9 protein-coding genes and 1 pseudogene are annotated in these 12341 nt (G+C 63.9%); 9 read left to right on the top strand and 1 reads right to left on the bottom strand.

All coding sequences use genetic code 11. The annotated features are described in order from the left end of the window. From KIH81_RS08975 to KIH81_RS08935, 9 genes and pseudogenes are all read left to right on the top strand, one after another. Positions 1–410: pseudogene (locus tag KIH81_RS08975) on the top strand (hypothetical protein); the annotation flags it as partial. Positions 411–488: 78 nt separating this feature from the next. Further along, positions 489–773 (top strand): type II toxin-antitoxin system Phd/YefM family antitoxin, encoded by a 285-nt coding sequence (locus tag KIH81_RS08970; RefSeq protein WP_214305037.1) that lies wholly within the window; start codon positions 489–491, stop codon positions 771–773. After that, complete coding sequence (locus tag KIH81_RS12205; RefSeq protein WP_214305036.1) at positions 766–1077, top strand: type II toxin-antitoxin system RelE/ParE family toxin; 312 nt, start codon at positions 766–768, stop codon at positions 1075–1077. Before KIH81_RS08970 ends, KIH81_RS12205 begins: the two co-directional genes overlap by 8 nt. Positions 1078–1144: 67 nt before the next feature. After that, positions 1145–2575, top strand: coding sequence for a replicative DNA helicase (gene dnaB, locus KIH81_RS08960; RefSeq protein WP_214305035.1), 1431 nt, complete (start codon positions 1145–1147; stop codon positions 2573–2575). A gap of 134 nt (positions 2576–2709) precedes the next feature. Further along, positions 2710–4191 carry a Mur ligase family protein gene (locus KIH81_RS08955; RefSeq protein ID WP_214305043.1) on the top strand — a complete coding sequence of 494 codons (1482 nt, stop codon included), beginning with the start codon at positions 2710–2712 and terminating at the stop codon, positions 4189–4191. Positions 4192–4229: 38 nt separating this feature from the next. Continuing rightward, positions 4230–4982: a type 1 glutamine amidotransferase gene (locus tag KIH81_RS08950; protein WP_214305034.1), complete on the top strand. Its 753-nt coding sequence runs from the start codon at positions 4230–4232 to the stop codon at positions 4980–4982. A 120-nt stretch (positions 4983–5102) separates the two neighbouring features. Then, positions 5103–5390 carry a phasin family protein gene (locus tag KIH81_RS08945; RefSeq protein WP_214305033.1) on the top strand — a complete coding sequence of 96 codons (288 nt, stop codon included), beginning with the start codon at positions 5103–5105 and terminating at the stop codon, positions 5388–5390. 185 nt (positions 5391–5575) lie between these two features. Continuing rightward, positions 5576–7219 carry an ABC1 kinase family protein gene (locus tag KIH81_RS08940; RefSeq protein WP_338024752.1) on the top strand — a complete coding sequence of 548 codons (1644 nt, stop codon included), beginning with the start codon at positions 5576–5578 and terminating at the stop codon, positions 7217–7219. 360 nt (positions 7220–7579) lie between these two features. Then, the gene (locus KIH81_RS08935) at positions 7580–9721 is read left to right on the top strand and encodes an alpha-galactosidase (protein ID WP_214305031.1); all 2142 of its coding nucleotides are present in this window, start codon (positions 7580–7582) and stop codon (positions 9719–9721) included. A gap of 288 nt (positions 9722–10009) precedes the next feature. Here the strand turns inward: KIH81_RS08935 and KIH81_RS08930 are convergent, their stop codons facing one another. Then, a complete protein-coding gene (locus KIH81_RS08930) occupies positions 10010–12097 on the bottom strand; it encodes an alpha-galactosidase (RefSeq protein ID WP_214305030.1) in 2088 nt (695 codons plus the stop codon). Positions 12098–12341 lie beyond the last annotated feature (244 nt).

The raw sequence follows: 12341 nt of genomic DNA, 5'->3' as shown, positions 1-12341 counted from the left end.
TGCGCCAGTATGCGCTGGGCCGTCGTCCCGTGTCGATCTTCCGTGACGCGGGCTTGGATCCGAGATTGGTGGGGTATAAGCGTATCGAGCGTGCGTTCGCCCGGTGGAAGCAGGCCGAGCATGAGCCTGCTTCGCCATGGGGGCGGCCGGAGGATGGGGCGGTCTCCGAAGCGGCTGACGGGGCCGGCGGGAGCGTGCCGGCCGGTGGTTCATCTGCCGGTGTCGCGCCCGTCTCCGGCCGTGGCGGGACCATGGGCGGTCTAGTCGCCAGTGCCGCCCGTGCGGGTGCCATACCGTCGCGTGCGGGGCGTGCGGCGGATACGCGCGACGTGCTCATCGCCCAGCAGATCCACTACATCCAGTACCTGGAACGCGAACTCGACCGAATGCGCGGGCTACTGAACAAATGACTCAATAGATCATTGAGAGCCGCCAACACTTCGCTGATTTAGCATAATTATGCTAAATTTGGGCTGGAGGTGGTCGGTATGGCTCATCAGATGATTCGCCCGGTGTCGGATCTTCGGAACAATTTCGCGGACGTGTCCCGCACGGTACATGAGACGGGCCAGCCCGTGTTCCTGACGAAGAACGGGTTCGGTGACATGGTGGTACTCAGCATGGATGCGTACGAGAACCTGCGGCTGGACAGTCATGTATACGACATGCTTCTGGAAGGCGAGCGTGAGGCCGAGACCACCGGCACGCGATTCAGCCCCAAGGAGGCACTGGCGTCCATGCGCGCCGCCATCGACGGTGCGGCTCGTGTATAAGGTCGAGATTCTGCCGAAGGCTGTGGGAGACATGAGTTCCGCGGTCGCCTACATTGCGGGTGAGCTGCAGAGCCCTCATGCCGCCGAACATCTCATGATGGGATTGAACGCGGCGATCGAGGGCTTGGCGGAGTTCCCGTATTCCCATCCCTCGTACACACCCATTCGTCCGCTTCGTCATGAATACCGTAGAGTCATGGTCGGCAATTACGGGATTTTCTATTGGGTGGACGAGCAGGCCAGGACGGTGACGGTGTCTAGAGTCATTTACGCGCGACGGGACTTGTCTCAGCAGCTCTCCTGAACGGATATAGTGTTCCGTGCAGCCTGAGCCCATATTTGATGTCCCCGTGCGTGTAGATTGGGGAGCTATGGCAGAAGGAAGCGACACCTCATATCAGGGCTATTCGGGTGGCGGTAGCGGCGCTCGCAGCGCGTCCGGCGCGACCCAGGCGGTCGGCGACGTGATTTTCGACCGCGTGCCCCCGCATGACGACGACGCCGAAATGGCCGTGCTCGGCGGCATGCTGATGAGCAAGGATGCCATCGGCGAGGTTTCGCAGACCATCGATTCCGCCGATTTCTACCAGCCCAAGCATCAGACCATCTACAACGCGATCATCGACCTGTTCTCCGCCAGCCAGCCGGTGGATGTGGTGCTCGTGGCCAACCAGCTGCTTGCGGACGGCAACCTGGACAAGGTGGGCGGCGCGGATTACCTGCACAGCCTGGTGGCGTCCGTGCCCACCGCGGCCAACGCCATGTACTACGCCGAGATCGTGCACCAGCGCGCCGTGCTGCGCAACGTGATCGCCGCCGGCACCAAGATCGCCCAGCTCGGCTACTCCGCCGAAGGTTCGCAGGCCGAGGACGTGGTGAACCTCGCCCAGTCCGAGATCTACGAGATGTCGATGGGCAAGGTGCGTCAGGATTACACGGCCATCGGCCCGGTGGTCCATGACGCGCTCGACCAGCTCGACAAGCTCCAGCAAGGTCTGGTGAACAAGGGCGTGCCCACCGGATTCCGGGACATCGACGACGTGACCCAGGGCCTGCAGCCCGGCCAGATGGTGGTGGTGGCAGGCCGACCGGCCATGGGCAAGTCCACGCTCGGCATCGACTTCGCGCGCGCCGCGGCCCTGCACCACAACATGACCTCGGTGGTGTTCAGCTTGGAGATGAGCAAGGTGGAGCTCGCCCAGCGCATCATCTCCGCCGAGACCAATATCCCGATGGCGGCCCTGCGCCGTGCGGACGACATCACGCCCGAACGCTGGAACACGTTGAACCAGTTCTGGACCAAGATGCAGAACGCGCCGCTGTTCATCGACGATAGCCCGAACATGTCGCTGATGGAGATCCGTGCGAAGTGCCGCCGACTCAAGCAGACCAACGACCTGAAACTCGTGGTCATCGATTACCTGCAGCTCATGACCTCGGGCAAGGCTGTGGAATCCCGTCAGCAGGAGGTCTCCGAGTTCTCCCGTGCTCTGAAGCTCTTGGCCAAGGAGCTGGAGGTGCCCGTGGTGGCGCTGTCCCAGCTGAACCGTGGTCCGGAAATGCGTAACGACAAGAAGCCGCAGCTGTCCGACCTTCGTGAATCCGGCTCCATCGAGCAGGACGCCGACGTGGTGTTCCTCGTGCACCGTCCGGACTTCTACGACAAGGAGGACCGTCCTGGCGAGGCCGACATCATCATGGCCAAGCACCGTAACGGCCCCACCGAAACCTTCCATCTCGCCTTCCTCGGCGCCACGTCCAAGTTCAAGGACATGCCGCAGGACTACAACCAGGGGGTGTGACGCATGGCTGCCGGTAATGTTTCACGCAACGTTTCACGGGTTGACGAATCTGTTTCACAATATGTTTCACGACGTGCCGGAACTGTTTCACGGCATGTTTCACGTATGGAATACGTGCGGTAGGAGGTGCCATGATGGGTGAGAATAATTCGGGCACGAACCAGCCCAAGACGGTCAAGACTTCCTCTGCCCCCAAGGCACCATGGAATGCTTTCGCCACGCCGCTGATCGGCAAGGGCGTACGCTGGGCGGCCCGCGTCACCAAGCATGGCGGCTCGGCGTTCCCGGGCAAGGTTATCGAACGGGTCGACCCCACCTTCCTGGCCCGCACGCTCGGCCAGCTGCCGCTCGGCGTGGTGCTGGTCTCCGGCACCAACGGCAAGACCACCACCACCCGCATGGTGGCCTCGATGCTCGCCGATCTGGGCCTTAAGGTGTTTACCAACCCCACCGGCTCGAACTTCACCCGCGGCGTGGTCTCCGCCTTGCTTACGGAAGTGAACCTCGCCGGCAAGCTGGATGCGGACATCGCCGTGCTGGAATTGGACGAGGCGTACGCCGTGCACTTCGTGCGTCAGGTCAAGCCGCGCTATGCGCTGCTGCTCAATGTGATGCGCGACCAGCTCGACCGCTTCGGTGAGATCGACACCACCGCCAAACTGCTCAGCCATGTGGCCGAGGCGACCAGTGGCACCGTGGTACTCAACCGCGAGGACCCGCGCATCGCCGCGCTCGCCGCCAAGGCCCCGGCCGGCACCGAAGTGCGGTACTTCGGTCTGGCCGATGACCTTAAGCACTACTTCCCCTCCGACGACGACATGGCCACCACCGTGTCCGTGGAGGCTGGCGCAGAGAACGGTGATTCCCGTGGCCTCCCCTCAGACCACTCCGTGGCGCAATTCCTCCCCGCGGACGTGACGCTCACCGCCGTAGGCGACCATCAGGCCACATTCCGCATGGACGACCGCGACTACTCCACCGCCGTCAGGCTCGAAGGCGTCTACAACCTGTACAACGCCGCCGCCGCGCTCGCCGTGGTCCGCGCAGTGCAGAAGGACGCGCAAGCCCTCGCTCTGCCGCCGGCGCCCACCATACGCACCGGTTCGCTTGCCGCCCGCGAACGCGCGTTCGCCGATGCGGACGCCGACAAGCTCATCGCCGCCGTCTCCCGTGTGACTCCGGCGTTCGGCCGCGGCGAGATCATCGACGTCAAGGGCTCGCCCGTCGAACTCCTGCTCGTCAAGAACCCGATGGGCTTCCGCCTCTCGCTGGCCAGCTTCGACCCGGCCGGCGCGGACACCATGATCGTCATCAACGACGAATACGCCGACGGCCGCGACATGAGCTGGCTGTGGGACGTGGACTTCACCTCGCTGCGCACCTCGGGCGTGGCCATGGTCTCCGGCGTGCGCGCATGGGACATGGCGCTGCGCCTCGGCTACGACCAGGTTCCCGTCGCCGCCACGGACCCGGACATCGAATCCGCGCTCACCGTATTCGTCAACGGCAACCCCGGCAAGCCGAAGCACATCTACTGCACGTACACCTCCATGCTCAAGGTCCGCGCCGCGCTCGCGCAGGTGGCGAACGTCGCGGACGCCGGCGTGGGCAAGTGAGCCGGCAGACGACCCAAGGATTCCAAGGAGAACGAGACATGGGCAAGACAATCGATGTGATGTCCCTCTATCCCAAGGACATGAACATCTACGGCGACTCCGGCAACGTGCTGACCATCCGTCGCCGGCTGGAACTGTATGGTTACGAGCCGCGCATCCACCAGTACAACCAGGGCGACGCATGGCCCGACCACGTCGACCTGATTCTCGGCGGCGGCGGACAGGACACCGGCCAGAAGAAGATCATCGACGACTTCTTCAAGCGGGCGGACCTGCTGCGCTCGCTGGCCGCGGACGGCACCCCCATGCTCATGATCTGCGGCCTGTACCAGCTGTTCGGCGAGTACTTCGAGACCGTGGACGGCACCCGTCTGGACGGCATCGGCATCATCGGCGCCCACACCGTGGGCCGTGACGTGCGCATGATCGGCAATCTGGTGGAGCATTCCGAGCCGTTCGGCGACGTGATCGGCTACGAGAACCATTCCGGCCAGACCTTCCTCAACGAAGGCGTGCAGCCGCTGGGCCATGTGGATCAGGAAGGCCGGGGCAACAACGGCGAGGACCATACCGAAGGCGCGCGCGTCAACAACGTGATCGGCACGTACATGCACGGCTCGCTGCTGCCCAAGAACCCCGCCATCAGCGACTTCCTCATCACCACCGCCGTGACCCGCCGCTACGGTACGTTCAATACGAACGACCAGACCCAGGAACAGGCCGCCGAACTGAAGCGACTGGACGCCGTGGCCGCCAACGCCCGCAAAACCGCCGCGGCCCGTCCGCGGTGATGTCGCAAATCCAGACGAAATCGGCCGCGGGGACTAGCGCCAAGGCCGGGCGGTTGCGCTAGGCTTGACAGTACGGGACGCGGCATAAGGCCGCGGACGAACCTCGAAGGAGGGGTTATTATGGCAGATTTCGATTTGGGCGACGGCCTGCGCAAGGTTCTGCTGGCGGGCATCGGTGCCCTGGCCACCGGCTACGAGAAAAGCAGCGAGATCGTCGATGACCTCGTCAAGAAGGGCGAGCTGACCGTCGAACAGGGCAAGAGCCTGAATACCGAGCTCAAGCGCAAGGTGGGCGAGGCCCTCGTCAACGACGCGAACAAGGACGACGCCAAGAAGGCCGAGGCCGCGGATGCCGAGGTCGCGCCGGAGACGCCCGAAGCCACCGACGACAAGTCCGCCGAGGCCTGAGCGATACTCTCGTGACAGCAGTTCAGCCGGAAACCAAGCAGCAAAGCAACGACCAGCCGACCTCATCCAGTACCAGAAGTACCGGCAGCACTGGCAGTGCTGACAACACCGTCAATACTGCCAGCACTGCCAACGCGGAGGCCGGCTGGTCGCAGTATGCCTGGAATCCGGCCGACACCGAAACCATCGGCCTGTTCGGCGGCAGGCGCGACGATTTCTCCACGCGCTATCACCTGACCCGACGCGGCAAATTGAAGCGTCTCGCCCAGATCACGCGCATCGTCAACCAGTTCGACGCGCTCAAGGGCCTGACGCCGGTCAAGATGCGTCTCATGTTCGAGGCGCTCGGCCCCACCTTCGTCAAAGTGGGCCAGATTCTCTCGATGCGCTCCGAGATCCTGCCGCAGAGCTTCTGCGACGAACTCGCCAAACTGCGCGCCGACGCCGACCCCATGCCCTACGCCACCGTGCTGGACGTGCTCGCCGCCGAATACGGCCGCCCCGCGGATGAGGTATTCGCGCAGATCGACCCCAAGCCGCTGGGCTCCGCATCGCTCGCCCAGGTGCATCGTGCCACACTGAAGACCGGCGAGGATGTGGCCGTCAAGGTCCAGCGCCCCGGCGTGCGCGAGACCATGGCCCAGGACGTGTCCATCATGCGCTCCATCGCCAAGGCGGCGACCAAGGTCATCGGCTCCTCGCAGATCGTGGACCTCAAAGGCGTGGTCGAGGAGCTGTGGGACACGTTCGAATCGGAGACCGACTTCCTGGTGGAGGCCCGCAACCTCGCCGAATTCAAGCGGTTCGCATCCCGCTTCAAATACATGGACTGCCCCACGCCGTACCCGGAGCTGTGCACCGAGCATGTGGTGGTCATGGAATACGTGGACGGCATCTCCGTCTCTCATGCCGGCGAACTGGTCGCCGCGGGCTACGACCTCAAGGACATCGGCACCAAGCTCGTGGACAACTACGCCACGCAGATCCTGGACGACGGCTTCTTCCACGCCGACCCGCACCCCGGCAACATCATCATCCGCGGCGGCCAGATCGTGCTCATCGACCTCGGCATGACCGGCCGGCTTGACGCCAAGACCCGTGCGGTGATGAAGGATATGATCTTCGCCGTGGCCAAGCAGGATTCACCGCAGCTGGCGGACGGCCTGCTGCGCTTCGCCGGCGCCGAGGCGGATCCGGCCGACTATCCCTCGCTGTTGGCGGACCTGGACGTCATCGTCAAGGAATACGGCACGGTGGAACTGGCGGACCTCGACATCGCCGCCTTCATCGCCGCGCTCACCTCGCTCGCGCAACGTCACGGCATCGAGGTGCCGAGCACCGTCACCACCGTGGGCCGTGCGCTGGTGACGCTGGAGGGCCTGCTCGACGAATTCATCCCGGACGTGAACATGATCGAGATCATCTCCCAGCACATCGCCACGTCCAAGACCACCAGCCAGGCCGTCAAGGACGAGCTGAAATCGCTGGGCATCGAGGGACACGAGGCTGTCCACAGCGCGCTGGGGGCACTCAGCGAGTTCAACGTGGCCGCCCGCATGCTCACGCGCGGCCAGTTGCGCGTGAACATGGAGCTCGTGGGCTCGCAGGAACCGTTCCAGCTGCTCTCCGACATGGTGAACCGACTGACCATGGCCCTCATCGTGGTGGGCCTGTTCATCGGCTCGTCCATCGTGTATTACGCCGGCATGAAGCCGATCATCTTCGGCATCCCCATCGTGGGCTTCCTGGGCTACGTGGTGGCCTTCGTGCTCGGCGTGTGGATCGTGCTCGACATCTATCTCAAGGGCCGCAAGTCCAAGAGGCGGTAAGTGGCCGCCGGACAGCCGTAATGTGGCGTCGACTTGATCAATATAATGTTGGCCGACATTTCTTGTATGCAAGGAATCGGGAATGCCGCGGCGATGCGGATGGCGGCGGCATGTATTGGTGTCGTCGGCGTTGCCGTATCGTTGGTTGAGCTTCGCCCTGACCGTTTCCGAAGCTGTGCATATTATGTGGTATCGATTCCACTTTGAGAATAAGCGGCATCCAGTGTGTCTGATTTGTTGCATTAACCTTCTGCTTGTAAGATGTGGTATCGATACCACACTATGTGGCGGGACTGCTGTTGGCGGGCGGCGCGGCGACAAAGGCGTCAGTGGCCGCCCGATTGCGATGTAAGGAGTGGCATGGGTACCTTCACTTGGGGCAATGACGCATTGGCCCTGACATTCGAGACGCCGGACGACGGGCCGGCCGCCGTTGCGGGCCTACGCACGACGGATCTGGATGTGCGGTTCGACCATCGGATGCCGTTGACGGAGATTCTCGCCACCGGTACCGGCCACTGGTTGGCCAACGATCGCCTGGTCCACACCGACATCGGCCGGTCGCTGCGGTACGTCTCCCATCAGGAGTCCGTGGACGAGGGCGTCCGTAGGCTTGACGTCACACTTGCCGAAGCCGCGCTCGGACTGACCGTCACCGTCCATTACGAACTGCCGCAGGGCGTGCCGATGTTCCGCACCTGGGTCACGGTCGCAAACACCGGCGATCCCACTGATGCCGCTTCGCCGGTGCTCGGCGCGGACGATACGATCGTGCTGGAATCCGTGACCAGCCTCGTCTCCGCATTCGGCGCCCCGTCAGGAAAATCCGCCGACTGCGATGCCTGGCGATTGCTCGAATGCGAGAACGAATGGCTCGGCGAAGGCCGCTGGCATGCCACGTCCACCTCCGATCTGTTCCCCCGTCTGGCCCAGCAGATGACCGGCCACAACCCTCGTGGTGCGCACTCCGTAGTGAACACGGGCACCTGGTCCACCGGACGCCACACGCCGCTCGCCCTGCTCGAATCGGACGCGCTGGGGCTAACCTGGCTGTTCCAGATCGAGCACAACGCAGCCTGGCGCTGGGAGGTCGGCCGCGATAGCGAAGACGGTTATCTGGCACTCGCCGGCCCCACCAACGTCGATCACGATTGGGCGAAGCGTCTGGCCCCCGGCGAATCGTTCGACACGGTTCCCGCTTCCGCTACGATTGCCCCCGATTTCGATGGCGCCATCGCCAACGTCACTGCCTACCGCCGTGCGATGCGTCTGGAAAAGGCGGACAACGCACGCCCGCGCGTGATCTTCAACGACTACATGAACACCATCAACGGCGACCCGACCACCGACAAGTTGCTGCCGCTGGTCAAGGGTGCCGCCGAATCCGGCATCGAGATCTTCTGCATCGACGCCGGATGGTACGACGACACCGGCGACTGGTGGCCGTCCGTGGGCGAATGGATGCCCTCGAAGAAGCGCTTCCCGGGCGGTATCACCGAAGTCATCGACGCCATCCGCGGCGCCGGCATGATCGCCGGCCTATGGCTGGAGCCCGAGGTGATCGGCGTCAAAAGCCCCATGGCCAAGAGTCTTCCCGAAACGGCATTCTTCCACCGCTACGGGCGCCGCGTGGTCGAACAGGAACGGTACCTGCTGGACCTGCGTGATCCCGCCGCCCGCAAGCACCTCGACGACACCGTGGACCGTCTGGTCAACGACTATGGCGTGGGCTACTTCAAGTTCGACTACAACGTCTCGCCGGACGCCGGCACTGATCTCAACGCCGATAGCGCCGGCGACGGGCTGCTGGGCCACAACCGTGCCTACAGCGCATGGGTCGAGGGCCTGCATCGGCGCCATCCGGAGCTCATCATCGAGAACTGCTCCTCCGGCGGCATGCGCATGGACTTCGCGCAGACCTCGCGGTTCCAGGTGCAGTCCACGTCCGACCAGCAGGACTTCCGACTTTACCCGGCCATCGCCGCCGCGGCGCCCATGCTCATGACCCCCGAGCAGGCCGGCAACTGGGCATACCCGAATGCGAACGACAATCCGGAGGAATTCGCCTTCAACCTCAACACCACGTTCCTGGGCCGGTTCTTCCTATCCGGATACATCAACCGGATGAGCGCCGAACAGCGTGCGCTCATCGTGCAGGCGGTCGAGGCGTACAAGCGGCATGTGCAGCCGGTCATCGGCTCCGCCGTGCCGTTCTGGCCGCTTGGCCTGCCCGGCTGGAACGATACGGTGCTGGCGCTGGGACTTAAGGCCGGCGACCGTTCGTTTGTGACCGTCTGGTCCCGTGACGGCGAAGGCGGGGACGTGACGCTCGTCCTGCCGCAGTTCCGTGGGAAGGACGTTGCGGCGGAGACGCTGCTGCCGGTGGGCGACGGTTTCGTCCAATGGCCGGTTTCCTGGAACGCCGATGACGGTACGGCAACCGTAAGCGTACCGAACGGCGGCGGATACATCTCCCGCACCTTCGAATTCCGCGAGGCATAGCACCGCGGCAACGTACGACGCATGACAGAGGGGCTCCGATCAGACTCATCGTATTGAGTTTGGTTGGAGCCCCTCTGCGCATATGAAAACGGCTTCCCCTCGCAGGGAAGCCGAATCAACTTGGCTCCGTTGAACCAAGATTGACATGAATCCTCATTCTTGGCTCCCCTTGTCAGGGGAGCTGGCGGCGAAGCCGACTGAGGGGTAGTCCGGTAGAATTCATGTCAATCTTGATTTAACAGAGCATCAGTCCTGGGGTCCCGGAAGAGTCCGTGACAAACGAAACTTTCAGATCCGCTCGAATTCGATCAGCAGGCAATGCTCGGGGGCGAGCTGCGGCAGGCGGATGCCCCATTGCGTCAGCAGGGCGCCGTCTGCCGCGATGCCCTCGTCGCTCCACCAATCGAGACGGGTGCGGCAGGCGGGGCTCAACTCGTCGTCATATGGCGCGGTGCCGCCCAACGGACGTACCCGGTACGTCGCCGATTCGTCCAGACCGGGGAACCGCACCAGACCATACGGATATTCGCGGGACGTGGACACGGCCGCGAACCGGAACACCGCGCGCGACCGGTCCGGCGCCAGCAGCCCGTCGACCCGGATTGCCGGATCGGGGCAGTCCGCATGCACCGCATCGCCCTGGGGGATGGCCGCGCGACGCGCCTTGTACAGGTCTATCCACCGCTTCAGACGGTCCAGTCCGGCGTCGTCAAGCTTCATGATGTTCCATTCGATGCCCAGATGGCCGAAGAACGCCGTGGCCGCGCGCGTGGTCAGCGTGGTGGTGCGCTTCGTGGCGTGGTTCGGGGATTCGGAGATATGCTCGCCGATCATCTCCGGGGGCACCAGCAGTGAGGTCCCGCGCTGGATGTCGGCGCGTTCGATGGGATCCGTGCAGTCCGAGGCCCACACGCGACTGCAACGGGTGAGCACACCGGCGTCGATGCGCCCGCCGCCCGAGGAGCACGATTCGATTTCCAGGCCGGGATGCCGTTCGCGCAGCCGGTCCACGATGCCGTAGAATGCTTCGGTCTGGCCGTGCACCGCGGGCAGACCGGACGCCGGTGATACAGGCTCGGTGAGGAACCGGTTGTGATCCCACTTGATGTAATCGATGCGGTACCGCCCGACGAGCGTATCGATGCAATCCTCGACATATCGCGCGGCCTGGGGGTTCGTCAGATCGATGACCTGCTGACTGCGCGCTTCGACCGGGAGACGATCGGCGTTCGGGGCCAGCATCCATTCAGGATGCTCCCGCGCCACATGGGAATCCGGGCTGATCATCTCAGGCTCGAACCACAGCCCGAACTCCATGCCCAGCTCGTGCACATGGTCGGTCACGCGGGTGAGTCCGTGCGGCCAGACATCGGCATCCACCTGCCAATCGCCGAGCCCCCTAGTGTCGTCCCGGCGGCCGGTGAACCAGCCGTCATCGATGACGAACCGTTCAACGCCTATGGAGGCGGCCCGGTCCGCCAGAGACAGCACCTTCTCCTCGCTCTGACCGAAATACATGGCCTCCCAGGTGTTCAGCGTGACCGGACGCGGCTTGGCGAGTTCGGGATGGAAGGAACGCAGATAGGCATGGAACCGTGCGGACGCTTCGTTGAGCCCGTGCCCCACGGACACCAGCAGCCTGGGCGCATGATAGGTCTCGCCCGTCTTCAGCGTCAGCTCGCCCTCATAGGGCAGTTCGCCGCCGCCGATCACCCCATGCGTGTACGGCGTGCGCTCGGCGAAGACCGTGCTGTTGCCGCTGAACGCCACATGCGCGCAGAACACTAGGCCGTGCTCGAAACCGAAGCCGCGCTCGCCGGCGGTCAGCAGCGTCGCCGAGTTGAAATCGGGGCGGCCCATCCAGGAGTTCTTGGCGAACAGTCCCTCGGTGAGCGGCTGCCGCTGCAATGCGCGCTCGCGCAGGTGGTGACCGGTGCAGGTTTCGATTTCGGCGATTTGCGGCGGCAGCGGAACGACCGGGGTGAGCCGGGATACCGTGAGCGCGTTTTCTGCGGTATTGGTCAGTGCCGTATCGATGCTGATGAGGCCTTCCGGGCCGATGGTGAGCGTGCCGTCCAGCGTCAGCCCGGCCGCCTCGTCCTGTGCCTCGAACGTGAACGAGCCGCTGGTATGTGAGAAGGAGACCACGGTGGGCTTGGGGAAGACGGCCCGTCCGTCGCGGCTGACCTGGATGGCCGGGGTGCCGGTCCAGCCTTCTGCCTGCGTGGGCAGGATGGTCGGGAACTCGCTGATGGACAGTCCCGCGTCGAGTGTCTGCGGGAACTGAGGATCGGCCATGACGTCCGCATCGCCGTGGATGCCGGAGGATGCGGGGGAGACGTCCGGTTGCGCGTCTGTTGCGAGGTCTTCCCGCATGTCTGATATCGATGTTCCAGGAGTTTGCCGAGCCGCCGTGGTGATGGACACGATATGCGGGAGCCGGCCCTCGCATAGTCCCACGGTAAGCCGGACGGTACGTCCGTCCTCCGCCTCCCGTGCAGTCGGTTGGGTGATGGAGACAGCGTTCATACGCATGGCAATACCTCGTCGTATCTCAAGGGGAATCGATACCAAACAGCATACAGCGTGGAATCGATACCACAAAATCGCGTTTGTGGGT

The sequence above is a fragment of the Bifidobacterium miconisargentati genome (assembly GCF_019331675.1).
GTDB classification, from domain to species: Bacteria; Actinomycetota; Actinomycetes; order Actinomycetales; family Bifidobacteriaceae; genus Bifidobacterium; species Bifidobacterium miconisargentati.
The sequence above is the reverse complement of the archived record's forward strand: the minus strand, read 5'-3'. Positions and strand labels throughout refer to the sequence as shown.